The 25,845-nt window shown below is 66.7% G+C and carries 26 protein-coding genes; 5 read left to right on the plus strand and 21 right to left on the minus strand.

The genetic code is table 11. From position 1 onward, the window contains the following. Positions 1 to 46 precede the first annotated feature (46 nt). Together HG421_RS05295 and HG421_RS05300 are read left to right on the plus strand one after the other, a co-directional pair. Positions 47 to 724, plus strand: a complete 678-nt coding sequence (locus HG421_RS05295) for a DUF998 domain-containing protein (RefSeq protein ID WP_211161784.1) — start codon at positions 47 to 49, stop codon at positions 722 to 724. Positions 725 to 734: 10 nt separating this feature from the next. After that, positions 735 to 1,082 (plus strand): RidA family protein, encoded by a 348-nt coding sequence (locus tag HG421_RS05300; RefSeq protein ID WP_064509159.1) that lies wholly within the window; start codon positions 735 to 737, stop codon positions 1,080 to 1,082. A gap of 339 nt (positions 1,083 to 1,421) precedes the next feature. On the opposite strand, the gene HG421_RS05305 is transcribed toward HG421_RS05300, so the two are convergent. From HG421_RS05305 to gloA2, 18 genes are all read right to left on the minus strand, one after another. After that, the gene (locus HG421_RS05305) at positions 1,422 to 2,492 is read right to left on the minus strand and encodes an SAM-dependent methyltransferase (RefSeq protein WP_169705522.1); all 1,071 of its coding nucleotides are present in this window, start codon (positions 2,490 to 2,492) and stop codon (positions 1,422 to 1,424) included. A gap of 17 nt (positions 2,493 to 2,509) precedes the next feature. Continuing rightward, the gene (locus tag HG421_RS05310) at positions 2,510 to 3,292 is read right to left on the minus strand and encodes a DUF1295 domain-containing protein (protein WP_169705523.1); all 783 of its coding nucleotides are present in this window, start codon (positions 3,290 to 3,292) and stop codon (positions 2,510 to 2,512) included. Then, a complete protein-coding gene (locus HG421_RS05315; RefSeq protein ID WP_169705524.1) occupies positions 3,289 to 3,834 on the minus strand; it encodes a DUF2878 domain-containing protein in 546 nt (181 codons plus the stop codon). Before HG421_RS05315 ends, HG421_RS05310 begins: the two co-directional genes overlap by 4 nt. A gap of 3 nt (positions 3,835 to 3,837) precedes the next feature. Continuing rightward, positions 3,838 to 5,124 (minus strand): SAM-dependent methyltransferase, encoded by a 1,287-nt coding sequence (locus HG421_RS05320; RefSeq protein ID WP_169705525.1) that lies wholly within the window; start codon positions 5,122 to 5,124, stop codon positions 3,838 to 3,840. Continuing rightward, complete coding sequence (locus HG421_RS05325) at positions 5,121 to 6,005, minus strand: DUF1365 domain-containing protein (protein WP_169708095.1); 885 nt, start codon at positions 6,003 to 6,005, stop codon at positions 5,121 to 5,123. The genes HG421_RS05320 and HG421_RS05325 overlap by 4 nt, the downstream gene beginning before the upstream one ends. Further along, entirely contained in the window at positions 6,005 to 7,255 is a 1,251-nt protein-coding gene (locus HG421_RS05330) for an NAD(P)/FAD-dependent oxidoreductase (RefSeq protein ID WP_169705526.1), read from the minus strand. Before HG421_RS05330 ends, HG421_RS05325 begins: the two co-directional genes overlap by 1 nt. Then, complete coding sequence (locus tag HG421_RS05335) at positions 7,252 to 8,250, minus strand: acyl-CoA desaturase (RefSeq protein ID WP_169705527.1); 999 nt, start codon at positions 8,248 to 8,250, stop codon at positions 7,252 to 7,254. The genes HG421_RS05330 and HG421_RS05335 overlap by 4 nt, the downstream gene beginning before the upstream one ends. 245 nt (positions 8,251 to 8,495) lie before the next feature. Continuing rightward, positions 8,496 to 9,323, minus strand: coding sequence for an anti-sigma factor (locus HG421_RS05340; RefSeq protein WP_169705528.1), 828 nt, complete (start codon positions 9,321 to 9,323; stop codon positions 8,496 to 8,498). After that, a complete protein-coding gene (locus HG421_RS05345; protein ID WP_169705529.1) occupies positions 9,320 to 9,883 on the minus strand; it encodes a sigma-70 family RNA polymerase sigma factor in 564 nt (187 codons plus the stop codon). The genes HG421_RS05340 and HG421_RS05345 overlap by 4 nt, the downstream gene beginning before the upstream one ends. Positions 9,884 to 9,941: 58 nt before the next feature. Continuing rightward, positions 9,942 to 10,307, minus strand: coding sequence for a DUF4345 domain-containing protein (locus HG421_RS05350; protein WP_169705530.1), 366 nt, complete (start codon positions 10,305 to 10,307; stop codon positions 9,942 to 9,944). Positions 10,308 to 10,392: 85 nt separating this feature from the next. Continuing rightward, positions 10,393 to 11,181 (minus strand): hypothetical protein, encoded by a 789-nt coding sequence (locus HG421_RS05355; protein ID WP_169705531.1) that lies wholly within the window; start codon positions 11,179 to 11,181, stop codon positions 10,393 to 10,395. Positions 11,182 to 11,342: 161 nt separating this feature from the next. Continuing rightward, positions 11,343 to 11,762: an Rnf electron transport complex subunit RnfB gene (gene rnfB, locus HG421_RS05360; protein WP_248279468.1), complete on the minus strand. Its 420-nt coding sequence runs from the start codon at positions 11,760 to 11,762 to the stop codon at positions 11,343 to 11,345. A gap of 7 nt (positions 11,763 to 11,769) precedes the next feature. Continuing rightward, positions 11,770 to 12,360 carry an HAD family hydrolase gene (locus HG421_RS05365; RefSeq protein ID WP_169705533.1) on the minus strand — a complete coding sequence of 197 codons (591 nt, stop codon included), beginning with the start codon at positions 12,358 to 12,360 and terminating at the stop codon, positions 11,770 to 11,772. A 364-nt stretch (positions 12,361 to 12,724) separates the two neighbouring features. Then, on the minus strand, positions 12,725 to 14,809 hold the full coding sequence (metG, locus tag HG421_RS05370) for a methionine--tRNA ligase (RefSeq protein WP_169705534.1): 2,085 nt from the start codon (positions 14,807 to 14,809) through the stop codon (positions 12,725 to 12,727). Between the two features lie 226 nt (positions 14,810 to 15,035). Continuing rightward, the gene (locus HG421_RS05375) at positions 15,036 to 15,485 is read right to left on the minus strand and encodes a DUF2147 domain-containing protein (RefSeq protein WP_169705535.1); all 450 of its coding nucleotides are present in this window, start codon (positions 15,483 to 15,485) and stop codon (positions 15,036 to 15,038) included. A gap of 89 nt (positions 15,486 to 15,574) precedes the next feature. Beyond that, positions 15,575 to 16,138, minus strand: a complete 564-nt coding sequence (locus HG421_RS05380) for a hypothetical protein (protein ID WP_169705536.1) — start codon at positions 16,136 to 16,138, stop codon at positions 15,575 to 15,577. Next, the gene (locus HG421_RS05385; RefSeq protein ID WP_169705537.1) at positions 16,128 to 16,673 is read right to left on the minus strand and encodes a hypothetical protein; all 546 of its coding nucleotides are present in this window, start codon (positions 16,671 to 16,673) and stop codon (positions 16,128 to 16,130) included. The genes HG421_RS05380 and HG421_RS05385 overlap by 11 nt, the downstream gene beginning before the upstream one ends. Positions 16,674 to 16,873: 200 nt before the next feature. Next, positions 16,874 to 17,263, minus strand: coding sequence for an SMU1112c/YaeR family gloxylase I-like metalloprotein (gene gloA2 / locus HG421_RS05390; RefSeq protein WP_169708096.1), 390 nt, complete (start codon positions 17,261 to 17,263; stop codon positions 16,874 to 16,876). Positions 17,264 to 17,623: 360 nt separating this feature from the next. On the opposite strand from gloA2, the gene mmuP reads away from it, so the two are divergent. Beyond that, complete coding sequence (gene mmuP / locus HG421_RS05395) at positions 17,624 to 19,021, plus strand: S-methylmethionine permease (protein ID WP_169705538.1); 1,398 nt, start codon at positions 17,624 to 17,626, stop codon at positions 19,019 to 19,021. Beyond that, positions 19,018 to 19,977 (plus strand): homocysteine S-methyltransferase, encoded by a 960-nt coding sequence (mmuM, locus tag HG421_RS05400; RefSeq protein WP_169705539.1) that lies wholly within the window; start codon positions 19,018 to 19,020, stop codon positions 19,975 to 19,977. The genes mmuP and mmuM overlap by 4 nt, the downstream gene beginning before the upstream one ends. 185 nt (positions 19,978 to 20,162) lie before the next feature. On the opposite strand, the gene HG421_RS05405 is transcribed toward mmuM, so the two are convergent. The 3 genes from HG421_RS05405 to HG421_RS05415 form a co-directional block, all read right to left on the minus strand. Further along, a complete protein-coding gene (locus HG421_RS05405; RefSeq protein ID WP_169705540.1) occupies positions 20,163 to 22,118 on the minus strand; it encodes a DUF885 domain-containing protein in 1,956 nt (651 codons plus the stop codon). Positions 22,119 to 22,313: 195 nt separating this feature from the next. Next, positions 22,314 to 23,090, minus strand: coding sequence for a queuosine precursor transporter (locus HG421_RS05410; RefSeq protein WP_169705541.1), 777 nt, complete (start codon positions 23,088 to 23,090; stop codon positions 22,314 to 22,316). Positions 23,091 to 23,094: 4 nt separating this feature from the next. Beyond that, on the minus strand, positions 23,095 to 23,769 hold the full coding sequence (locus tag HG421_RS05415) for a DUF502 domain-containing protein (RefSeq protein ID WP_169705542.1): 675 nt from the start codon (positions 23,767 to 23,769) through the stop codon (positions 23,095 to 23,097). Positions 23,770 to 24,241: 472 nt separating this feature from the next. Here HG421_RS05415 and HG421_RS05420 point away from each other — a divergent pair, with 472 nt between their 5' ends. After that, the gene (locus HG421_RS05420) at positions 24,242 to 25,609 is read left to right on the plus strand and encodes a hypothetical protein (protein ID WP_169708097.1); all 1,368 of its coding nucleotides are present in this window, start codon (positions 24,242 to 24,244) and stop codon (positions 25,607 to 25,609) included. The last annotated feature ends 236 nt before the right edge of the window (positions 25,610 to 25,845 follow it).

The raw sequence follows: 25,845 nt of genomic DNA on the forward strand, positions 1-25,845 counted from the left end.
CAGGCTACTGATGCACACTCCGGACCTTCGCGCGCCCGTGGTGGCCATGTCACCGTCTCCCTCTCCGCCGCCGCGCTGGAGCGGCCAGGCCGGTGCGCTTGCCGCCGGCGCCGGCATCGCCTTCATCGGCCTGGTGGTGCTGTTGCAATGGCGACGCGACGACCTCTGCTGGGTCGATGCGCAACTGAGCGCCTATCTGCATGGATCCTACGGCCTGCTGCTGCGCACCGCGTACTGCCTGCTGGCGACCGCGATGGCATGGCTGGCGGCGGGCATCTACGCGGCGCTGGCACCGGTGGCACGCAGCCGCACGGTACTTTGCCTGTTCTGGTGTGCGGCGCTTGGCCTGAGTGCGGTGTCGATCGGCGACAGCTGGATGCCGCAGCTGGCGCCGGATGCGGCACCGATGGTGCACGTGCTGTCGGCCGATGCCACCTTCCTGTGCGTGATCGCGGCGGTCTTGCTGCAATCGTGGTATTTCCGCCGCGATCCGGCATGGCGGGCGCATTTTGTCAGCGCGTTCGCGCTGGGCTGGGCGGCGTTTGCGGCCTTGCTGTTCCATGTCACGGTCACCCGCGCGCCGCTGGGCATCAGCCAGAAGATCGCCATCGTGCTGATCGTGGTCTGGATGGTGCGGGTCGGGCTATGGCTGAGGCGCGCGGTGCGGGATGGGGCTGCACGCCTGGCGCATTCGCGGGACAATGATGGGGTCAACCAACCGTAGGAAGTCAGAAATGCTGCAGCGATTCGATGCGGGCCCGCGTATGTCCGAGATGACCGTCCATGGCGGTGTGTGTTACCTGGCCGGCCAGATTGCCGAGGACACCAGCGAAGACATCACCGGCCAGACCCGCCAGGTGCTGGGCGAGATCGACAAATTGCTTGCGCTGGCGGCCAGCGACAAGACCAAGATCCTGCGCGCGGAGATCTATCTGGCCGACATCGCCGACTTCGACGGCATGAATGCCGCCTGGGACGAGTGGGTGCCGCATGGCTTCACCCCGGCGCGTGCCACGGTCGAGGCAAAGTTGGCGCGGCCGGAATGGAAAGTGGAGATCGTGATTACTGCAGCGGCAGGCTGATCCCGGCGCCAGTAAGGCGATCGCAGCGTAAACGTTGCGATCAGGCAGGCGGTGCCCGGTGGTTGAATTCGCGGGTGCCACCTGTCGCTGCGGGTTGCGGGTGCTGTGGATTGGCTGATCGTTGCCACGGCGCTTCGTCAGCCGCTCGCGGGCGGCGTGCGTGTGCCTTTGTGGCCACGCTTTCGCGCGCTCTGCCTCCAACGTACATGCGCAGGATCACGCGCGACGGCCAGCTGTCCGCCGACGCATGGCGGTATCAGCCAGTGCGTCGTGAGAGGCGTAAACCAGCCACGCGACCTGCAGCCACCACTCCGGGATGGGCGTGCCTGCGCCAGGCGATCAGCGCTTGACGAAGCGGTAGTGCGCCACGCCCCATTCGCGGCCCTGGTCGTAGCCGAACAGCTCTGCGCACGCCAGCCAGAACATGCGCCAGCGGTGCCACCAGCGCTGTGCATCCTCGCCATAGGTCTGCTGCAACAGCGGCATGATCTGCGCGCGGTGGCGGTCCTGGTTGTCCAGCCAGGCATTGGCGGTCTTCTCGTAATGCTGGCCCGACAGGACCCAGCGCTGTTCAATGACCACGTCCTGCTGGAAATGCAGCAAGGTGTCCGCCGCCGGCATCAGCCCGCCAGTGAAGAAATGCCGGCCCATCCAGTTGTCTTCGCCGGCCACCTCGAACGGATAGGCCAGATCGCGGTGGCAGAAGATGTGCACGAACAACTTGCCGCCCGGCGCCAGCCAGCTGCCCACGCGCGCGAGCAGGTCGCGGTAGTTGCGCATGTGCTCGAACATCTCCACCGACACCACGCGGTCGAAATTATCTGGCGGCAGCACCAGCGCGTTGACGTCGGCGGTGATGACCTGCACGTTGCCCAGCCCGCGCAGACGGCATTGCTCCAGGATATGCGCGCGCTGCGGGCGCGAATTGGACACCGCGGTAATACTCACGTTGGGGTAACGCTCGGCCATCCACAGGGTCAGCGAGCCCCAGCCGCAGCCAAGCTCAAGAATGCGCTGACCATCGGCCAGCTCGGCGCGTTGCCCGTACAGCGCCAGCATGCGTTCTTCGGCCGCGTCCAGGTCCGGTGTGCTGGCGTCCCAGTAGCAGCTGCTGTACTTCAGCCGCTTGCCCAGGCACAAGGTGAAGAATTGCGGCGGCAATTCGTAGTGCTGGCGGTTGGCCGCATCGGTTTCGATCGCAATCGCGCTGGCGCGCAGGCTGTCGATGAAGGCGCGTTGGCGCTCGCCGTTGGCATCGGCGTCGTCGCCGCGCTCATCGCGCAGGCGCTGCGCGCACAGACGGCGGATGCCATAACGCAGGGCAGCGTCGGGCAGCACGCCGGACTCGGCCAGGCGTGTGGCGAACGCTTCGTCCGGGAGCGAGGAGGGCGGGGCGGTGACAGTGGACATGCAACTCTCCAGACAACTCAGGACGAAGGGGGAAGCGGGAAGAACGCGCTGGTGGTGCGTTGGTACTGCGCGTAGTCCTCGCCACGCGAGCGCAGTGCCTGCTGCTCGGTGTAGGGAATACCGGTGAAGCGATACAGAAACACGAACATCACCACTGGCCCGAGCGCGCACAGCGCCACCGGCCATGGCCCGGCGCCGACCGCCAGGGCCAGATAGGCGAACCAGTGCACGAACTCGAAGAAATAATTGGGATGGCGCGAATACCGCCACAGTCCCTTGCGACAGGTCTTGCCGCGATTGGCCGGGTCGGCCTTGTGCGCAGACAGTTGCCGGTCGGCCAGTGCCTCGCCACCGACCGCCATCAGCCACACCACGACCGCCAACGTGCTCCACAGGCTCCATGCCGGGTTCGGGTTGCTGGCCGCAGCCAGGAACGGCACCGCAAACAGCACCACCACCACCGCCTGGGCCAGGAAGAAGCCGAGGAACTTGCGCTGGTCGCCATTCCAATGCTCGCGCAGGGCGCGATAACGGCCGTCCTCGTGCGGGTCGCCGAACACGCGCACGCCCAGATGCCAGGCCAGACGCGCGCCCCACAGACCGCCAAGCACCGCCACCAACACGCGCGGCAGCAACGCACCGTCGGACATCCACGCGCAATACGGCGCTGCCACCGCCAGGCAGGCGGCCCACAGCACGTCGACCGGGCCGGCATTGCCGCTGCGGCGCTGCCATAGCCAGCCCAGCAGCATCACCGCACTTGCGAATACGCCCACATGCAGCAGCGGCCACACCGTCATTGCAGTTCTCCGGTCGTGTCGTGCGGCCATGGTCGCGCCAGACGGCGTGCATACAGCGACAACACGCCGCAGGCCACGCCCCAGCCGATGCCGACGGCCAGGGCCGCATGCAGCAACGGCGGCAGCAGTTCCACTGCATGCCAGCTGCGCTGCGCCAGCCAGTACGAAAACGGGCCGAAGAAGGCACCCAGCAACGCCGCCAGCCACGGGCGTTGCATCACGCTGCGCAGCGAATGGTTGAGCGTGAGCGCAAAGCCCAGCCACAACGCCAGAATCCATGCCGGCGCCAGCACGCTACCCGGCCATGGCGTGGCGTAGCGCACCCAACCGCCGGCCGCCAGCGTGGTATCGAGCAGCAAACCCAGTGCCAACGCGGCGATCAGCAACCGCACATCGCCCACCGCGCGCCGCGAGGGCCACAGTTGATACAGCGCAAACAGCGCCAGGACCAGCAGCGTTGGCCACACCCGCCCGTGCGCAGCGGCGGCCACCGCCACCACCCACAGCACCTGCAAGCCGAGATAGTTGCCGAGCTGCTTCATGCCTCACGCAAGACCGGGCACGAACTGCGGTGGGCGCGCGGCGGGCTTGCTCAGCCATAGATGCACATCGCCGATCGAACGTTCCAGAAAACCGGCTTCGCAATAGGCCAGGTAGAACTCCCACATGCGGATGAAGCGCTCGTCGTAGCCCAGTGCGCGCACCTGCGGCAGCTGCGCCATGAAGCGGTGCCGCCATGCACGCAGGGTCAACGCATAACTCGGGCCGATGTCCTCCAGGTGGAACAGGCGCAGATCGCTGGCGCGCGCCACCGCGCCGGTCATCGCCGCAACCGAGGGAATGAAGCTGCCGGGGAAGATATGCCGCTTGATGAAATCCACCGACTGCAGCGCCTGCTTGTAGCGGTGGTCCTCGATGGTGATGGCCTGGATCAGCGCCTCGCCATCGTCGGCGAGCAGGCTGCCGACCTTGGCGAAATAGGTATCCAGATACTGGTGGCCGATCGCCTCGATCATCTCGATCGACACCACGCGATCGAAGCGGCCCTGCAGGTCGCGGTAGTCGCGCAACAACACGGTGACCTTATCGCTCAGGCCGGCATCGGCGATGCGCTGGTTCGCCAGATCGAACTGCTCGCGCGAAATCGTGGTGGTGGTGACGCGGCAGCCGTGTTCGCGCGCCGCATGCAGTGCAAAACCGCCCCAGCCGGTGCCGATCTCGACCACGTGGTGCTGCGGACCCAGGCGCAGTTTCTGGCAGATGCGTTCGAGCTTGCGCGTGGCTGCACGCTCCAGCGCCGCTTCGCCTTGCGCTTCTTCGCCATCGACGAAGATCGCCGACGAGTACATCAGGTTGGCGTCCAGGAATAATGTGAACAGCGGGTTGCCCAGATCGTAGTGCGCGGCGATGTTGCGCCGGCTGCCGCTGCGGGTATTGCGGGCCAGCGCATGCATGCCGCGCATGGCCCAGCCGCCGAGGCGCGCGGTACCGGTTTCCATCGCATCCAGGCGGCCGCGGTTGCGCAGCAGCACGCGCATCAGCCCGACCAGATCGTCGCATTGCCATTGCCCGTCCATGTACGACTCGCCGGCACCCACGCTGCCATTGAGCGCGGCCTGGCGATAGAAGCCGGGATCGGTCACGTGCAGCTGCACCTGCAAGGCGTCCGTGCCGCTGGCAGTACCCAGCGTGGTGATGCCGTCGGCGTCGTGCAGCTGCAATTGCCCGTCGCGCAGCTCGCCCAGCGTGGCCAACAGGCGCTTGCGCAGCAGGCGGTCCGTCCAGGAAGCCGCGCGTGGCGCAGCAGTATCGGGCAGGGACGTGGCGTTCATCGGCGATCTCGCACAGGCGGGTGGGGGTGGTCATGCACAGGGTTGCCGCGCAGCCACAGGCGCAAGGCCTGCCAGTGGATGGCGATCACCACCTGCACGGTCATCAAGGGATAGGCGAGCAAGGTGCGCGCCAGGGTGCGCGCGATCAGTGGCTGACGTTGCAGGACCAGCGTGGCATCGAAGCGCCGCGTGCCGCTGTTGTCGATCGCGCGCTCGGCGGCGGCGTCGTTGGCGTCCAGCACATCCATATGCACACGCAGTTGCGCCGCCGGCACGCTGAAGCGCCAGTCGTATTGATGCTGCATGCCCATGAACGGCGAGACGTGGAAGCGCTTGTCGAACCGCCAGGCATGCACATCGCGATGCGTGCGCGCCTGCGCCACCGGCAGCACATAGACGTGGCGTTGCTGCCACGGCGTATTGGTGATTTCAGCCACGATCCAGCGCAGGCCGTCATGCCGGTCGAAGCAGTAGTAAAAGCTCACCGGGTTGAACACATGGCCGAAGTAGCGCAGATGCGTCAGCAGCCGGATCGCACCGTCCGGCCGCTGCCCGGTATGCGCCTGCACGCACTCGCGCACCGCCTCATCCAGCGGAATGGCCGGGTCGCCCAGGTAATCGCTGCGGCGGAACTGCGCCAGGTTGGCGCGCCCCACCGACCACAGCCAGCGGCCCGCGAAGACCTGATCGAGCTCGGACAGATCCAGATACAGCAGGAACAGCCGGTAGCGGAAATCCAGCGGTCTGGGCGCGAAGCGGCGATGCCGCACCCATCCGGTGTAGACCGCGCTGCGCAAGCCACCGGCCACGCTGCCGGCACCGCTGTCCTGCCCGGGAGGCAGCGGCACGGCATCGGTGCTGGCTTCGCGCAGCAGCTGCATCACCAGCTCACTCCCAACTGGTGGGCGACATCGACACCGCTGCGCAGGCCGTCTTCGTGAAAACCGAAGCCCCATGCAGCGCCAGCGAACCAGGTGTGCTGCCTGCCCTGAATCTCGGCCTTGCGGGCCTGCGCCGCCAGCGCGGCGGCGTTCTGCACCGGATGCCGGTAGCGCATGCGCCGCAGCACCCTGGCCGGGTCGATGTCGTGGTCGCGGTTGAGGGAGACGATGAAGGGTTGCGGTGCGTCGATGGACTGCAGCGCGTTCATCCAGTAGCTCACCGTGCAGGGCGCTTGCGGGTCGGCCGGCACGTGCGCGTTCCAGGCAGCCCAGGCACGCCGGTCGCGCGGCAGGATGCGCGCATCGGTGTGCAGCACGGTGTCGTTGTTCTGGTAGGTGATGCCGCCCAGGATCTGCTGTTCGGCCTCGGAGGCATCGCTGAGCAATGCCAGCGCATCGTCGGCGTGGCAGGCCAGCACCACCTCGTCGAACTGTTCCTGCCCACGCAGCGAGCTCACCACCACGCCATCGGGCGTACGGCCGATGCCATGCACTGGCGTGGACAGCCGCTCCAGCACCTGCCAGCGCCGCCGCAGCGCACGCACATAGCTGTTGGAGCCGCCGCGCACCACCTGCCACTGCGGCCGCCCGCTGAGTTGCAGCATGTGGTGGTTGGCCATGAAGCCGATCAACTGGCCCATCGGAAATTCGAGAATGGTCTGCGATGGCGAGGACCAGAGCGCCGACGCCATCGGCACCAGATGCTGATCGCGGAACGCCGCGCCATAGCCGTGCCGCTGCAGATACGCGCCCAGCGTGCTGAAGCGCTCGTCGCCATGCAGCACCGCCGGCGCCTGCCGATAGAAACGGCGCAGGTCGGCCAGCATGCCCCAGAAACGGGGGCTGAGCAGGTTGCGGCGCTGGCAGAACAGCCCGTTCAAGCTGCCGGCGTTGTATTCGAGCCCACTGCGCGCATCGTGCACCGAAAAGCTCATCGTGGTTGGCTGCGCGGCCACGTCGAGCTCGGCGAACATGCGCGTGAGCAGCGGGTAGTGCTGCCGATTGAACACGATGAAGCCGCTGTCCACCGCGTAGCGCTGCCCGTCCAGGTGGATGTCGTGGGTGTGGGTGTGCCCGCCCAGGTAATCGGCGGCTTCGAACAGCGTGACCTCGTAGCGGCGCGACAGCAGCCACGCTGCGCCCAGGCCGGCAATGCCGCTGCCGACCACGGCAATCCTGCGCTCGCTCATTGGCTCACCCGTTGGCCACGGCTGACCAGCGACGCCGGCATCGGCTTGAGATCCCAGACCAGGCCCAGCCACGACAGTGCGGTGAGCCCGTACCAGGTTACGTCGTACTCCCACCAGCGCAGGCCCTGGCGTGCGGAACCGGGATAGAAGTGGTGGTTGTTGTGCCAGCCTTCGCCGAAGGTGAGCAACGCCAGCAGCCAGTTGTTGCGGCTGTCGTCGCGGGTGTCGAAGCGCCGGCTACCGAAGCGGTGCGCCAGCGAATTGATGGTGAAGGTGGCATGGAACAGTGCCACGGTGGATATCACGAACCCCCACACCAGCAGCTGTGGACCGGTGGTGTGCAGCTCCGGTGCGGCAGTGTCCAGCCAGCTGCCGAGCAGGTACAGGGCAACGGCCAGCAGCACCGGCATCACGATGTCGAAGCGGTCGAGCAAGCGCAGCTCGGCAAAGCGACGCAGGTCCGGGATGACCTCCCAGTCGGTGCGGAAATTGCGCGGGGTCAGGAACCAGCCGGTGTGGCTCCACCAGAAGCCGTGCTGGGCCGGCGAATGCGGATCGCGGCCGGTATCGGTATGCCGGTGATGGTTGCGGTGATGCGCGGCCCACCATAGCGGCCCGCGTTGCACGCAGGTGGCGCCGATGGCGGCAAACACGAACTGCAGCACGCGCGAGGTCTTGAAGGCGCGGTGCGAAAAGTAGCGGTGGTAGAAGCCGGTGAGCGCGAACATGCGCAAGGCATACAGCGCCAGCGCGGTGCCGACCGCAAACCACGATGCGCCAACCCAGAACACCGCCAGGCAGGCCAGGTGCAGCGCGATGAAGGGCAGGGCGCGCAGCCAGTCGATGCGGTCGGCGCGCGCCTCGTCCAGCGGTTCATCGGTCTGCGAATCCACCCAGCGGCGCAGGCTGCCCAGACGGCCGGCAAGCCCGCCACGCCGACGCGAGGGGCTGGGCCGGGGCGAGGCGGCGTGAGGGTCGATTCCGGTACTCGGCACGCATCAATCTCCGTGTGTAGTCGTGACCCTGTACGCAAGCGGCCGGCAAACAGATGCACCTGCCCAGTCGACCGCACGCCCGCCCAGGTCGTGGCGGTCAGCGTCGCATGGGAATCGTAGAACTGCGCGCCTGCACGCACCATCGCGCATTGCGATCTGTGCGCGCAGTATCGGTGACATGCATGAGGCTGCTTGTGAATACGGCTGCCTGCGCATGGATCGCAGGCAGCCGTGGCCTTGCTGGCTCAGGGCGCCATCGCCAGCGTGCTGATGCCGCCCTTGGCGACCACCGTACCGGTTGCCACGCCGCCTGGCGCACCGCCCGGCGGTTCCAGCGTCACTGCCAGGATCGCCTCGTTGCTGAGCATGGGCATCAGCTGGTCGGGAATCTGTGCGCGGCGTGCCCGCTGATCGTCGAAGGTGCCCATCGAATGCGCCTTGCCATCGGGCGTGATCAGCCACAGCTCGGGCACCTTGTCGGCGGTGGCGGTGCGGTCCAGCGGCGTCACCGTGATGGTGTGCTTGTCGGCATCCATCAGCGCCACATAGCCCGGACGCCCGTCTTCGGTCGCCAGGGTCGAGGTCATCGCAATGCCGGTCGCCGGCGGTGTGGTCGCCGCAGGCGGGGTGACCGGCGTCTGCACGACGGGGGTGCCGCGCGGCGGTTGCGTGGGCGCGGTGCGCAGGTTCAACAGCGCCAGTACGCACACCGCCGCAGTGGCCACGCCAGCGGCGCTGGCCCAGCGCCAGAAGCGCACGTTGTTCCAGAGCGGGGCGGGCGGCGTGCCGGTGCCTGTAGGCGCTGCCGCCGGAACGGCGCGCAGCGGTGTGTCGAAGCCCAGCGTCTGGCGCACGCGTGCCCAGACCTGGTCCGGCGGTGTCACCGCGGCGATCTCTTCCAGCAGCGGGGCCAGATGCTCCTGCCACTGCAGCACCGCCTGGGCGAACGCGGCATCGGTGGCAATGCGCTGCTCGGCCGCCAGACGTTTGTCGGCGCTGAGCAGGCCCAGCACGTACTCGCCGGCCAGCACGTCGCGCGGTGGTTCCTGGTCGATGGGAAAGGGCGTGCTCATCGTTCCAGACATGCCTTCAGTTTGGCCAGGCCACGGCGGATCCAGCTCTTGACCGTGCCGATGGGTGTATCGGTGCGTGCGGCGAGTTCTTCGTAGGTGATGCCTTCGAAGAACGCAGTGCGAATCAGCTCGCTACGCGGCGGCTCCAGCTCCGCCAGGCAATGGTCGATGCGACGGCGTGTACTGGCGCGTTCGGTACGCTCGAGGGGGAGCGCATCGTGGTCGCGCAGCTCGCCGGCATCGTCCAGCGGCACGTTGCGGCGCTGCGGTGCGTTGGCGCGCAGATGGTCGATGGCCTTGTTGCGCGCGATCATCGCCAGCCAGGTCAGCCCGCGGGCGCGGCTGGGGTCGAATTGACCGGCCTTGTGCCAGATCAGCGTAAACACGTCCTGCAGCACTTCCTCGGCTTCGGCGCGCTGAGGGATCAGGCGCAGGCACACGCCGAACAGTTTGGGCGATGTCTGCCGGTACAGCGCTTCGAAGGCATGCCGGTCGCCACCCGCGGTTGCGGTCAGCAGGCGTCCGGTCTCATCGTCGTCGTGGCCAGGGATGGCACTCATGCGGTCGGGCGTTGGGAGAGGTGAGCGCGATGCTACCGGACTGGGCCGGTGCTGTCCTTCACTTACGCCACCATAGCAGCGCAGCGGCCAGCAGCAAGACGATTTCCACACCGGCCAGCGCCGCCGTGGGCGCGGACACCGGCCATAGCCTGGCCAGCGACGCGCTGCGGAACAGCACGATGGGCACGTAGAAGGCGAGTGCGACCAGCAGGCCGGTGCGCGCTTGATCGATCCAGGCGAAGTAGCCGAACAGGAACGCCATGCCCAGCTGCAGGCCGCCATAGATGACCAGATATTCGGATTGCCCGGCCGGCGAGAGCTGGGTATAGCCCACCGCGTGTGCGGTCTTGAGCGGCGAGAGCGTGCACCAGATCGCCAGGGCGACATACAGCACTGCGTTGATCCAGAGGTAGGCCTTTGCCATGCGGGTGCTCCTGTGCGCGTAAGGGGGACCCGGGCCGTTGTACGCAACGGCGCGTGGTCGGGCGTGAAGGTGGCGCGGGCCGGCATCACGGCGCGCTGCAACTGCCGGTCAGCGGCTGCTCGCGCGCCTGACGCAAGGCATCGTCGGTACTGGCGCCTGGTGCAGCGTCCGGGAACACGATGCGCACGCGCCGATAGCGCCCCTGTACATCGCGCAGGTTGCCCACGCCGCGGAACTCCAGCAGGCGTTTGCTGGCGAGGGAATAGCGCACCTCCAGCGAGGGCACCGCCGCGCCATACCAGGCATCGAGCGAAATGCGGAAGCGGCGCTGGCCGGCAACATCGGCGATGCGTTCGACGCGGAACGCCAACTGCCGCTGCAGGCTGGGCAGCACGAAATCCACCCGTTTCGGCGCGCTGGCCAGGGCATCCCAGTGGGCGCGCAGATAGGCATCGAAACCGGCATCGATCACGCGCTCGTCGTCGCCGGCCGGGAGTGCGGCACGGCGCTCAGGCTTGCCGGGCGGTTGCTGGAACATCTCGCGCACGCCATCGCGCCGGCGCACGCCTTCGCGATACCCGTCGCGCCCGTCGGTCAGGCTGAAATCGGGCGCCGTGCCGCCACCGTCGACCTGCTTGCGCGCAAACGCCTGCCCATTGGGGCAGCGGTACAGCACCAGTCGCCCGCCGTCATCGAGCAACCAATGCGATTCGCGGTAGCGCAATGCGCCGCTGTCGGCATCGAAGACCTCGCCGTCCACGCGCGTCACCGCCGCCGCACCCATGGGCAGGCTGCCAAGCACCAGCAACAACAGCGGCGGAATCGGCCGGCAGCAGGCGGCGATCGTGGCAACGGCAGTGGCAAGTGGGCGCATCGGCACATCCTCGATGGGAGTGCTTACCCATACGGGCACGGCCGCAGCATGGATGCGCCATCGCGCGTCAGGACGTTCCTGACCGCCTGTGGGTAGAGCGAGGGGATGCCGGCGTGGCGGACCCCATGACGATCGTCAATCCGCCAGGCCTGGCGCGGCCATCAGCCCAGCGGATGCAGTGCGATGCAATCCACCGGGCACGCCGGCAGACAGAGTTCGCAACCGGTGCACAGCGGTGCGATGACCGTATGCATGTGCTTGGCGCCACCGACGATGGCATCCACCGGACAGGCCTGGATGCATTTGGTGCAGCCGATGCAGTCGGCCTCCACGATCCACGCCACCTGCGCCGGCTTGTGCGCCCCGCGGCTGCGATCGTAGGGACGTGCGGGCACGCCCAGCAGTTGCGCCAGCGCACGCGCACCGGCATCGCCGCCGGGAGGGCAGTGGTCGACCCCTGCGTGACCGTCCGCCATTGCCTGCGCATAGGGGCGGCAGCCGTCGTAGCCGCACTGGCCGCATTGGGTCTGTGGCAACAGGCGGTCGAGCCGTTCGACCAGGTCGGGCGTGGGGACGGGCATTGCGGTGTCAGTGCAGCCGATGGCCGCGATACCAGCGCTGATGCGCCAGTGCCAGCATCGGCCCGTCTTCGCGGCTGTCGCCATAGGCGTGCACGCAGGCGTACTGCCCCAGGTCGTAGCGTGCGCGGATCTGCATGGCCTTGTGCGGCCCGCAATCGCCATCGGCATAGCGCCCGCTCAGCACGCCGCCGGTGTGTTCGAGCCGGTTGCAGATCAGCGACAGCCCATGCTGCGTGCACCACGGCTGCAGATACAGATCCACCGACGCCGACACCAGCACCACGTCATGCCCCTGCGCCTGATGCCAGTCGATGCGTTGCATCATCTGGGCACGCACCACGCCCGGCAGTGCAGTGCGCGCGTAATCGGCGCCATGCATGGCCATCTCGTCCAGCGAGCGACCACTGAACACGATGCGCGTGACCCGCGCGCGCAGCGCGGCAGCGGACACCACGCCCAGCCGATAGCCCAGCACCCACGGGCCGACCTGCCACTTTGCCGCGGCCAGCTGGGCGGGCGTGGCCACCTTGCGCAGGAAGCGCGCATAGGTGTCGCAGGTGGTGACGGTGTGATCGAAGTCGAACAGGGCCAGGTGCATGGGGGCTGGGATTGGGGATTGGGGGATTCGGGGTTCGGGGTTCGGGATTGGGGAGTGGTTAAAAGCGCGGTGACTGAGTGTTCCCTTCTCCCGCGTGCGGGAGAAGGTGCCCCGCAGGGGCGGATGAGGGCACGGGCGAAGCCTCGTGCAATTGGAACGGCATCTAAGCTTGGCACCGTACCCTCACCCCAACCCCTTTCCCGGCGGGAGAGGGGCTTTGAACGCGGGGGGGCGTAGAGATGGACTCGACACCCGCTTTTGAAAGCTCTCAGTAGTCAGATGCTGAAGATGCATCGGGTATGTTTCGCAGACCAGATCGGATGTCGCTTCTACGAATCCCAAATCCCGATTCCCCAATCCCGCTTCACCGCACCGGCATGCCCGGCTGCGCGCCGCTGTCGGCATCCAGCAGCGCCAGTGCGCCGCCGTCGAAGCCGGCCGAGAGGATCATGCCTTCGCTGATGCCGAAGCGCATCTTGCGCGGAGCCAGGTTGGCGATGAAGACCACGCTGCGGCCCACCAATGTCTCCGGTTCCCCGTAGCTGCCACGGATGCCCGAGAAAATCTGGCGCTTGCCCAGCTCGCCGGCATCCAGTTCGAAGCGCAGCAGCTTGTCCGAGCCTTCCACGAATTCGCACACCAGCACCTTGCCGATGCGCAGATCGAGCTTGGCGAAATCGTCGATGCCGATGAGGGCGGGATTGGTGGTTGGGGATTCGGGATTCGCAATGGCGGCAGGCTTTGCGTCGGCCTTGCTCGGTGCGGGCTTGGTGGTTGCAGCCGGAGCCGCAGGTGCGGCCATCGTGTCCTTGGAAGCGTCGGTCATGGCGTCGATCAGTTTGGGGTCGATACGGGTGAACAGGGCGGTGTAGGGCTGGATCGTGTGCGCTGCCAGCGGGCGGGCGACGTCTTCCCAGCTGGTCATCGGCGCCGACAAAAACGCCTCGGCCTCGGCGCAGGTGCGCGGCAGGATCGGCTTGAGCGCGGCCACCAGGATGCGGAACAGGTTCAGTCCCTGGGTGCAGACCGACTGCAGCTGCGCATCGGCGCCGTCCTGCTTGGCGATCACCCACGGCTTGGTGTCGTCGATGTACTTGTTGGCCTCGTCGGCCAGTGCCATGGTCTGGCGGATCGCGCTGGCGGCATCGTTGCGTTCGTAGGCCTCGCGGATCGGCGCCAGTGCGGCGACGAAGCGGTCGTACTGCGCGGCATCGGGTAGCGCCTCAGCCAGCTTGCCGTCGAAGCGCTTGCCGATGAAGCCGGCGCAGCGGCTGGCCAGGTTGACGAACTTGCCGACCAGATCCGCGTTCACCCGTGCGATGAAATCGCCCAGGTTCAGATCCAGATCGTCCACGCCGCCGGAGGACTTGGCCGCGAAGTAATAGCGCAGCGCCTCCGGCTCCAGGCCCACGTCCAGGAAGGTCCGCGCCATCACGAAGGTACCGCGCGACTTGGACATCTTGGCGCCGTCCACGGTCAGGTAGCCGTTGACGTGCAGGCGCGTGGGCGCGCGGTGGCCGGTGCCGTGCAGCACCGCCGGCCAGAACAGGCCGTGGAAATTGACGATGTCCTTGCCGATGAAGTGATGCAGCTCGGTCTGGGTGCCGGCGACAAGATGCGCATCGAAGTCTTCGCCCATCTGCGCGCACAGCGTCTTGAAGCTGCACATGTAGCCGATCGGCGCATCCAGCCACACGTAGAAATACTTGCCCGGCTGGCCGGGAATCTGGAAGCCGAAGTACGGCGCATCGCGCGAGATATCCCATGCGCGCAGGCCGCCTTCGGCGTCCAGCCACTCCTTGAGCTTGGCCTTGACGCCGGGCAATGCCACGTCGCCAGCCAGCCACTCGCGCAGGAAGCCGTCGAAATGGCCTACCTCGAAGAAGAAATGCTCCGAATCGCGCAGCTCCGGCGTGGCGCCGGAGATCACCGACTTGGGCTCCTTCAACTCGGTGGGCGCATAGGTCGCGCCGCAGACCTCGCAGTTGTCGCCGTATTGATCGGCGCTGCCGCAGTTGGGGCAGATGCCCTTGATGTAGCGGTCCGGCAGGAACATGCCCTTGGCCGGATCGTAGAACTGCGCCACCGAGCGCCGGCTGATGTGGCCGGCGGCCTCAAGCTTGGCGTAGAAGGCTTCGGTGAGCTCGCGGTTGACCGGCGAATTGGTCGAATCGTAATGATCGAAGGTCACCCCGAACGCCGCGAAATCGCGCTCATGGCTGGCCTGGATGCTGGCGATGAAGGCTTCCGGGGTCACCCCGGCCTTTTCGGCGGCCAGCATGATCGGCGTGCCGTGGGTGTCGTCGGCGCAGACGAACCAGGTCTTGTCGCCGCGCAACCGGCGCGCGCGCACCCAGATGTCGGCCTGGATATAGCCGACCAGGTGCCCCAGATGCAGTGGGCCGTTGGCGTAGGGCAGGGCGGTGGTAACGAGTGCGGTGCGGGTCATGGCAGGCGTAATGCGGGGGACACCCGATTATCGCACTAGTCGGGAGCCGGGATCGGGGCTGGGAATCGGGAATCGGGAATCGGGATTAGGCAATCGGTCAAAGCAGGGTCATGTGGCCGTGTTGTCGAGGCGCGCAGGTGCTTGGCCGCGCATGCGGCGTCAGGATGGGGACGCGCAAAAAAGGCGCCCTCGCGGGCGCCTGCTCTTACCGAATCCCGAATCCCAGCTACTCGCGTACCCAGGTCTGCGTGCGGCCAAGGGCTTCGATGCCGACGTAGCCACGCATCTGCAGCTTCTTGCCGCCTTCGGTCAGGGTGATCTTGGCCTTGTAGGTCTTGCCCTTGGCCGGGTCGAGCACCGAACCGCCGCTCCATACCGCGGTGCCGTCGGGCTTGAGGCCCCACAGGATGGTCATGCCCTTGATCGGCTTGCCCTTCAGCGCGCCGTCGCACTTGTCGCACATCGGATTGGGGCCGTTGTTGGACTGCAGGATCTCGACCACCTTGCCGCTGAGCGTGCCGTTGCCGAGCTGTTCGATCTGCACCACCGATTTGGGCTTGCCGGTCTCGTCGTCGATGGTCTTCCAGCGGCCCACCGGCGAATCGGCGGCCTGGGCCAGCAGCGACGCGGTGGCCAGCGGCAGGGCCAGCATCAGGGTCTTGAAGGTCTTGCGCATGTGTCCCCTCCCAGGGATGACTGTGGTCGCCGTCGGCGGCCTGACCGCGAATGTATACCGCGGGGTATGGTGGCGGAAAGATGCAGCGTTCAGTTTGAAGCAGCGCAGCGAGATGCAGGCGACGTTTGCTCCGCCATCAGACGCGTTCTTCCTTGTTGAATGACGATGCGGGAGACTTCCACTTCGCATTCTGGCCCATGCGACAGAATGGTCGCCACATAGTCCTGACCTGCTTGCGGAACGAAGCTGCGACTCACGGTACACAGCGGTGTATTCAACGAGCAGCGGTTATCCATGCAGCCACCTGCCGATAGCGACAGAGTGATCGGCTCGCCCGCACGAAGATGCGCTTCGGTCACAAAGCGTCCTCCGCTGACAGCAACGGCGGGAATGCCGATTTTTTGCCCGGCACCCGTGCCGAACGGCCCCGGCCGTGAGCTTGGCGCAATACCCGCGCCATGGATGTTTCCGCCGATACAGGTGCGGTTCGGATAGAGCTCAGGCGCCGGTCGCTCGGTAACCAAACGGAGGCGCGCACGTGGCCCGTCGCGTGGCTCGTCGAATGTCGACAAGGAGATCGCCGAGCTGCGTATCGCTCCGCAGCCGGCCAGAAGCATCATCAATGCCGTCAGAAGGAGGCGCTCAATCGGCATGGCACTCTCCTGAAATCGGCACAAATTCCAGATCTACCGGGGCAACGCCGGTCTTCGCATCGGTGACAATCAGCTGACAGCGTGCGTCGTCGTAGAGTTGGCTGGCGACGTAGTGCTCTCCGGGCGTCGGCGTGAATGACACAAGATTGGTGCAGTTGTTGGTGGTCAGGCTTCGACGGCGTGAGTCGAGTGTTTGTATGGTTCGTGCGCGTAAAAAGAGCTGCTTGTCGGGGACAATCGCATATTCTTCCCGGGGCTGATTATTACTCAACTTACCGAGTATGCCCTTGACTGGAGCAGTCAACGCGCCCAGAAATCCGCTATGTCCGCCCTTTGCACAACTGGCATCGTCGAAGATATCGAAGTATTGGACTGGTTCGACAGGAATCACGGCGGGCCTGATGGGCTTGGCAAGCGTCAGGGTAGCGAGAGGCTCACCGGGTTTTGGCGCAACATACCGCTTTGGGAAAAGAAAGCCGCAGCTGGCAAGGACGATTGCTACAGGGACGACAAGGCGCAGGATGAAGTGAGACATGCGTGCAATTCCGGCATGGCGTTTGTTGGCCCGCCGCATCCATGCCTGCGACGCCGCTGCGGCGAGGCGTCGCCGCGCTCTCGATAGCGGCAGCATCTTCCCTGACCTGAGTCCTGCGGCCGACACCACAAGAGTCGAGGTTAGGCTGTTCTAACCGTATGCTACTTTCTTGCACTGGCGGCGACTGCTAAGAACACACGCTAGCCGACCTCGTACAGCTCCAGCGGCAGATCGTCCGGATCGGCGAAAAACGTGAAGCGGCGGCCGGTGTATTCGTCGATGCGGATGTCTTCGGTGGCCACGCCATGCGCGTTGAGATGCGCCACCGCGCGGTCGAGGTCTGGCACGCGAAAGGCCAGGTGGCGCAGTCCCTGCGCTTCCGGGCGGCTGAGGCGTGCGGGTGCGTTGGGGAACGAGAACAGCTCGATCTGGCCGCCATCGGGCAGCGCCAGGTCCAGCTTCCAGGAGTCGCGCGCCTGGCGGTAATGCTCATCGAGCACGCGCAGGCCCAGGATCTGGCAATAGAACTGTTTGGAACGCGCGTAGTCGCCGGCGATGATCGCCACGTGGTGGATGCCGGCCAGCATCATGCGGCGCTCCCAAGCAGTGGTCCAGGCAAGGCGGTCACCATCGATGCGTTCGACCATGCGCTGCGCGCGCAGCGCATGGGCGCGCTGGCAATCGAATGCGCAGCGGGCTCCGCATCGCTTGCGCGGACCGCGCCATTGGGATCGGGACAGCGCGTGGGCAGGCCGTTGGCGGCAAGGTGACGCGCGGATGTGTGCAGAGCCGCAAGGCGATGATGTGGCATGGGAAGGCCGAGCAGAAACCGATCGCCAGCATAACCGCCCGCCGCTGAGCGGCAGGCAATGCGTCACAGCTCGGGTGTGCACGGCTGTGCCCGCCTGCGGGGGCGTGGCAGGATGGAGCGCCCCCGATCACGCGTCCCCATGCCCGAACCATCGTCTACCAACGCACCGCAGTTCCAGCGCAGCATGCAGGTGCGTCACCTGGTGATGCTGTCGCTGGGCGGGGTGATCGGTACCGGCCTGTTCTTCAACACCGGTTACATCATCGCCAGCACCGGCGCGCTGGGCACGGTGATCGCATACCTGATCGGCGCGCTGGTGGTGTATCTGGTGATGCAATGCCTGGGCGAGCTGGCGGTGGCGATGCCGCAGACCGGCGCGTTCCATGTGTATGCCGCGCGCTATCTGGGGCCGGCTACCGGTTACGTGGTGGCGTGGTTGTACTGGCTGACCTGGACGGTGGCGCTGGGCTCCAGCCTGACGGCCGCGGCATTCTGCATGCAGTACTGGTTTCCGCACAGCCCGGCGTGGCCGTGGTGCCTGCTGTTCTGCGCGCTGATCTTCGGCTTGAACACGGTGTCGGCACGCTGGTTTGCCGAAGGCGAATTCTGGTTCTCGCTGATCAAGGTGATCACCATTGGTGTCTTCATCGTGCTGGGTGGTGCGGCGGTGGTGGGCCTGCTGCCGCTGGCCGATGGCTCGCCGCCGCCGGGCCTGCGCCACCTGCGTGCCGATGGCTGGTTTGCGCAGGGCACCCTGCCGATCCTGATGACGATGGTGGCGGTGAATTTCGCCTTTTCCGGCGCCGAGTTGATCGGTGTGGCCGCCGGCGAGACTGCGCAGCCGGCACGTGCGATTCCGCTGGCGATCCGCACGACCCTGGTGCGGCTGGTGGTGTTGTTCGTCGGTACCGTGTTGGTGCTGGCCGCGCTGCTGCCGGCCAGCCAGGCGGCGGTGGACACCAGCCCGTTCGTGCGCGCGTTCGAGTTGCTGGGCATTCCGTATGCAGCGGACATCTTGAATGCGGTGATCCTGACCGCGATCCTGTCGGCAGCCAATTCCGGCCTGTACGCCGCCGCGCGCATGCTGTGGTCGCTGGCCAACGAGGGCACGCTGCCGGCCCGGCTCGCGCGGCTGACCCGCCGCGGCATTCCGCTGCCGGCATTGCTGCTCAGCATGCTGGGCGGGCTGCTGGCCCTGCTGACCGGCGTGTACGCCGCCGACACCGTCTTCGTGGCGATTTCCGCGGTGTCCGGGTTTGCGGTGGTGGTGGTGTGGTTGAGCATTTGCGCGGCGCATTACCGGTTTCGCCGTCAGCTGCTGCGCGACGGTATCGCCGTGGAAACGCTGGCCTATCGTGCGCCGTGGTATCCGTGGACGCCGATTCTAGGGTTTGCGCTGTGTCTGCTGGCCTGCATCGGGCTGGCATTCGATCCGCAGCAGCGCATTGCGCTGTACTGCGGAATTCCCTTCGTGGCGCTGTGTTATGGCGCCTACGCACTGACCCAATGGCTTGCGGCCCGGAGACTGCACCCATGACGATTGCTTCCCGCCAACCGCGCGTACATGCGCCTTTCAGCCAGGTCTTGCAGCACGATGGCTACGTGCTGCTGGATGGCGCCCTGGCCACCGAGCTGGAACACCGCGGGTGCGATCTCAACGATGCGCTGTGGTCGGCGCGGGTGCTGATGGAGCAGCCGGAGCTGATCTACCAGGTGCATCGCGACTACTTCGCTGCCGGTGCGCAATGTGCGATCACCGCCAGTTACCAGGCCTCGCCGTTGGGGTTTGCCGCGCGCGGACTGGATCTGGCGCAGTCGCAGGCGCTGATCGCACGCAGCGTGCAACTGGCCGCGCAGGCACGCGCCGACCATCTGCAGCTGCAGCCGGATGCTGCGCCATTGTGGGTGGCCGGCTCGGTAGGTCCATATGGCGCGTATCTGGCCGATGGCTCGGAATATCGCGGTGACTACGTGGTGCCGCTGGAGCAGATGATGGACTTCCACCGTCCGCGCATCGCCGCGCTGGCGGCAGCCGGGGTGGATGTACTGGCCTGCGAGACCTTGCCATCGGCCGGTGAGATCACCGCCTTGCGCTTGCTGCTGGAAGAATTTCCGCAGCTGCATGCGTGGTTCTCGTTCACCCTGCGCGATGCGGCGCATCTGAGCGATGGCACGCCGCTGGCACAGGTGATTCCGACGCTGGACGCCTGCCCGCAGGTGATCGCCGTTGGCATCAACTGCATCGCACTGGATCGCGTCACACCAGCATTGCAGTGCCTGTCGGCGCTGACCACCTTGCCACTGGTGGTGTATCCGAACTCGGGCGAGCAGTACGACGCAGCCGACAAGCGCTGGCATGCCGGCGATGCGCCTGCCTGCAGCCTGGCCGAGCAGCACGCGCAGTGGCTGGCGGCCGGCGCGCGCCTGATCGGTGGCTGCTGCCGCACCACGCCACGCGACATCGCCGCACTGGCGGCGGCGCGTGCGGGCTGATGACCCTCACGCGCGCGCACTGAGTCTGTGAGCGGGAGTGGCTGTTGCCGGTGCAACGCCGGTCTTTGGCAAGGTCATGCCGCCTTCGCGCGCAGCACGCCAGTCCCGCATGGACACCCGCCCGGACGACGGCCTGGCCTCGACGGCCGGCCGATCACAACACTCAGCGGCCGCGATCGTTGGCCTCAGCCCTTCTGCGCTGCAATCCAGCGCTGGATCTTTTCCTGCAGGATGTCCAGCGGCACCGAGCCGTCCTTGAGCACTTCGGTATGGAAGGCGCGCACGTCAAAGCGCGGCCCCAGCTCGCGCTGCGCCTGCTCGCGTAGCTGGGCGATCTTCATCTCGCCCACCTTGTAGGCCAGCGCCTGGCCGGGGATGGCCATGTAGCGGTCGACTTCGGCCTCGGCATCGGTGCGGCTCATCGCCGAGTTGTCGAGCATGTAGTCGATGGCCTGGGTGCGGGTCCAGCCCTTGCTGTGTAGGCCAGTATCGGCCACCAGCCGGATCGAGCGCCACAGCGCGTTCTGCAGGTAGCCGTAGTAGTTGTACGGGTCCTGATACAGCCCCAGCTCGCGCCCCAGCGATTCGGCGTACAGCCCCCAGCCTTCGATGTAGGCGGTCTCGCCGCCCAGGCGGCGGAACTTGGGCAGGTCGGTCAGTTGTTGCTGTAGCCCGAGCTGGTAGTGGTGCCCGGGAATGGCTTCGTGCAGGTACAGGCTCTCTGCTTCCCAGGTCTTGCGCGAGGGCAGGTCGGAGGTGTTGACGTAAAAGATGCCCGGCGTGTTGCCCGTGCTGCCATTGACGACGGGGCGCATGTACGAGCCGCTGGCGGCGGACTGCGCGCGCTGCGGTTCCACCGCACGCACTTCCAGCTCCGGGATGCCCTGCAGCGCGAACAGGCGCGGCACCGCGGCCTGCACGCGGCCCTGCAGGCCGCGGTAATAGCCCAGCAGCTCGGTCTCGCTGCGGAAGCCAAAGCGCTTGTCGGTCTGCATGAACTTGTAGAACTTGGGCAGGCTGCCGCGGAACTTGACCTGTTTGGTCAGCGCCTGGATCTCGCCCTGCAGGCGCGCCACTTCGTCCAGCCCGATCTGGTGGATCTGCTCCGGGCTCAGGTCCGAGGTAGTGCTCTGGCGCACGTCGTAGGCGTACCACGCCGCGCCACCGGGCAGTGCTGCCAGGCCATCGCTGTCGCGGCAGGCCGGCAGGTACTCGGTGGCGATGAAGCCGCGCAGCGCGCGATACGCCGGCAGGATGCGCCCCTCGATCAGCCGCTTGTACTCGGCGGTGAGGCGCTGCTTCTCCGCCTCGGGCATATCGGCCGGCAGGTTGCGGATCGGCCCCCAGAACAGGCTGTCTTCGGCGGTGCGCGCAATGATCGCATCCAGCTGCGGCAGCACCTTCTGCATCAGCACCTTGGGCTGCACCACGCCGGCCTGCATGCCGGCGCGCATATTGGCGATGGCCTGGTCGAACAGGTCGGGGATGCCCAGCGCGCGCCGCGACCAGTTGTCGTAGTCCTTGACCGTCTTGAACGGTTGCGCGCCGGTGCCCGAGCCCAGCACCACCGCGATGCTGGCGATGTTGTAGAACTGGTTGATCGGCAGCATCCAGCTGGGGAACTGCTCGGCCGCCAGCGCGCTGCGCGCATCGCGTACGAAGATCTGGTAGCTGAGCAGGTCCTGGCCGCTCAGGCCGTCCGGGCCCAGCGCTTCGGCCTTGCCCAGCCACAGCACGGTGAAATCGTGCGATTGCTGGCGGAACGCCGGCGACAGGAAGTTGGGCAGCTGGTCGTTGTAGCGGCTCTCGCCCTGGAAGGTGGCCTGCAGCGGATTGAGCTTGAGCGAGGCATCCCAGTACTGGTCGTAGAGCAGGTTGAGTTGCTGTGCCTTGGTCAGCATCACCGGCGCGGCCACGGCGCGCGGCCTGGCCTTGGCGGTCTTGCTGCCCTTGCCGCTCTGGGCGGCCTTGCTGCTTCTGGCCGGCTTGGTGGTCTTCCTGGCCTTGCTCGCCTTCGCGCGCGTTTGCGTGGTCTGTGCCTTGGCGGTCTTCTTCTTGGCCGCATCGGCAGGCGCTGCCACTGACAGGCTCAACACGGCGGCCAGCGCCAGCGACAGCAGGCGGGAAAAGCTAAGGGGCATTACCGGCTCCGGAAACAAGCGAGCGGGGAGCTTGCCCGATCTGCACCGTGAGAGCCACCCACCGGGGACGGAGCGCCTATCGGCAATTCATGCAAGGCGCCGTCCGGCGCGCCGTCGGTCCGGCATGGTGCAACGCGGCATTGGGCAGAGGCCAAGTCCATCGGGCGCCGCCGCCGCGCCTGCCACCGCGCCCGCTCAATCGGCGGCGGCTTCCTCGCGCAGCTGTGCGGCCCGCTCGGCGCCCAGGTAGGCGCCGATGCCGCGGCGCGCCAGATACAGCAACGGGATCAGGGCCACGGCAAAGCCCATCTTGTAGACGTAGTTGAGCGTGCTCACCGCCAGGAACTGATCCATCGACCAGTGCTGGGGTCCGAGCACGAAGGCGATGTAGATCACCACGAAGCTGTCCACCAGCTGCGAGACCGCGGTGGAGCCGGTGGCGCGCAGCCACACGTGCTTTTCGCCAGTGACGCGGCGGATGCGGTGGAACACCGACACATCGATCAACTGGCCGAACAGGAACGCCACCAGCGAGCCACCGATGGTCCACAGCCCCTGTCCGAACACCGCCGCGAACGCGGCCTGGTAGTCCGGCACACCCTGGCTCTGCGCGGCGGTGACCCACCAGCCGGCGGGGGCCAAGGCGATGGCGGCAAACGCAAACACGAACCCATAGCCGATCAGCGCCACCGCCACCCACGAGATGAAACGCACCCCGCGGCTGCCGAAGAACTCGTTGATGGTGTCGGTCATGATGAACACCACCGGCCACAACAAGGTGCCGGCGGTGAAACTGAGCGAGCCGGTCTGGCCGAACAGGTTCCAGTTCAGCGGCGCGATGCCCAGGGTGTCTTCCAGCGCGAAGATCTTGACCCCGATGAACTCGGCCAGCGCGGCGTTGACGCAGAAGAACGCGGCCAGCGCAATGAACAGGCGTACCGCACGATCGTCGAGGGTACGCACCTGTGTCATGGTCTCAGCGATCCGCAGTCCGGGTGAAGGGCACCGATTCCGGCGCCACTGCGCCGCCGGAAATGATGAAACTCATCGCCTGGTCCACGCTCCAGTCGGTGGGCGTGAGCAGTTCCACCGGCACGATTTCCAGGTAACCGGAGGTGGGGTTGGGCGTGGTAGGCACGTAGACTGCGGCCAGCTCTCGGCCGGTACCGTGTTCCTTGATCACGCGGGTGACCAGGCCCACCGACTTCATGTCCCGATGCGGGAAGTCGATCAGCACCACGCGCTGGGTGCTGCCCGGTTGTGTCTGCAGGATATCCAGCAGCTTGCGCGCGCTGTCGTAGACCACGCTGGCCAGCGGGATGCGCCGCATGATCGCCTCGAACCAGCGTAGCAGGCGCTGGCCGATCACCCGCCGACTCAGGATGCCGACGAACAGGATCGCCGCCACCGTGGCGACCAGGGCGATGGTGTTCTGCACCCACAGCGCCTTGATCCAGCCCAGGTAATCCGGAAACGAGGCGGCGATGCGTTCGGACAGCGGCACCACCCAGGGGCTGCTGATACCGGAGAGCAACGCGAAGACGAACTTCACCACCACCCAGGTCAGCCAGACCGGCAGCAGGGTGAGCAACCCGGTCAGGAAGACGCGCTGCAGGGAAGGTCGGGCGTGCGGAGTGGGGGATTCGGACATCGGCATAGTGTAGGCATTCGGCCGCGCTCGGTGGAGGCGGGGCGGGGATTGGGGAGTGGGCATTCGGGATTGGTAAACGCGCTCACTCACTGTCGGACTGCCGCGCTCGGTCGGTGCTGCGGGAACTGCAACTGCCGGGCAGAGGCGGTTGCAGTGTCAGTGGCGCCGGCAAAGGCAAGGGCAAAGGCAAGGGCTCTCCCTTCTCCCGCCGGGAGAAGGTGGCGCGTAGCGCCGGATGAGGGTACGGCCGCCACTGCTATCCGCAACCCCGCCTTCCCAACTCCGCTGCCTGAAAAACGGCAGGCGATCGCCAACGTCCGCTGTCCTTGCCCGGACATTGCGCGGGCGTGTGATTCAATCGGTTGCCGCTGCGTTTGCCTGCCTAAAGAACGCAATGTCGATACGTGGACGCGTTTTCGTCCACCTGTCGCGGGGCTGCGCCGATGGCACTAAGATGCATAGCTTCCCAGGGATGGATGTGCACATGCTTGCCAAGTTCCTCAAGACCGCCTTGCTCGGTGTGTGCATCCTGCTTGCGGTAGTGGCGGCGCTGTATGCCGTCTCCCAACGTTGGCCCATTCCCGATGCACAGCGGCAGGCGCTGGCACAGCTGCGTCAACCGCTGCCGCCGTTGCGTGGGCCCAATATGTTTGTGGCGCTGTGGTCGCTGTCCTACGCGGTTCCGGACGCGCAGCGCGAGACCGTGCTGGCCCAGGACGTGGAACGCCTGAATCGGCTGCCACGGCAGGCGCCGTTTCGCAGTGCCGTCGCGGACTATCCGCGCCTGCCGAGCTGGCCAGCCACCGCGCCAGCGCTGTGCAATGCCAGCGCTGGCGGATGTTTGCAGCGCGTGCGCGAACAACCGCAGGCCTATGCCGATGCGCTGGCCGCGCAGGCGCCGATGCTGAGCAGGATGCGGGCATTGGCCGACTACACCGACTACCGCAGCCCGTTCCGGCCACGCGCCGACATGACCTTGCCCGAGCTGCCGCGGATGCCGCTGTCGATGACCGCCAGCGCACTGGATTTCGTCCAGGGGCGTACCGCCCAGGCCTTGAGCGATGTCTGCGCCAGCGCGCAGGTTGCCCGGGTGCTGCTGCGTAGCGGCGACAACCTGGCGGTCACGATGATCGGCGCGGCGATGCTGCGCGGCAACGCGCAGCTGTTTGCAGACATGCTGGCCGAGTTGCCGGCGCAGCCGCCGCTGCCTGCGCAGTGCACCGCGGCATTCGCACCGGCGGCGATGGAAGAGATCTCGCTGTGCAATGCGCTGCGCGGCGAATCGCGCTTGGTGTTTTCGATGCTGCAGGACGCATCCGTCCAGGAGGGCGATCGCGACTGGCTGGATCGCATTTCGCCACGACTATTGGACCGCGAGCGCACCCAGGCGCTGCTGGCACCGACCTTTACCTGGGCCTGCAGCGCACCGGTGCGGGCAGTGCTGGCGCAGGATCAGGCGCTGCCGCCTGGCATGGTGGCAACGCCCGACACGGCCACGGTGGCTTGCGTGGCCAATGCCACCGGCTGCCTGTTGGTCAGCGTGGCGCGTTTCGACCATGCCGATTACCAGCACAAGCTGCAGGACACTGCCGCGGCAGTGCGTGTGGTGAGCGCCCTGCTGTGGTTGCGCGATCGCCCCGCCGATACCCGGCCGCTTGCGCAGCGACTTGCCGAGCTGCCGCCTGCCTTGCGCGGACAGGCGCGCCCACTGCAGGCCGACGGCGATGGCAAGCATCTGACCGTCGCCCGGTACGCCCGACGCGAGGATGGTGCCGCAGACGATCGCTGGCCAGTGCCGGCCAGCCGGCTTGCCGAGCGCGCGAGCACGACGATCCAGTAGTGCCGCGACGCGTCAGCTGCATGGCGCATGCCTCAGCTGGCGAGTGGAGCCTGAGGGCACGCCCTGGTCCGCCAGCAGCGCCCCGGAGCTTCATGGCCGAACCGGTGCGATCGCCTCGAGGCGCAAGGCGTGCGCGCCGCCGTCACCGCGCCCACGGCAGTGGTGACGCCGAAACGCAACATGCCGCGTCCCTGACAGGACGCGGCATGTGGATGTGTCGCTGTGCAGGCGCACCG

The organism is Xanthomonas campestris pv. badrii (genome assembly GCF_012848175.1).
GTDB lineage: Bacteria > Pseudomonadota > Gammaproteobacteria > Xanthomonadales > Xanthomonadaceae > Xanthomonas > Xanthomonas campestris_C.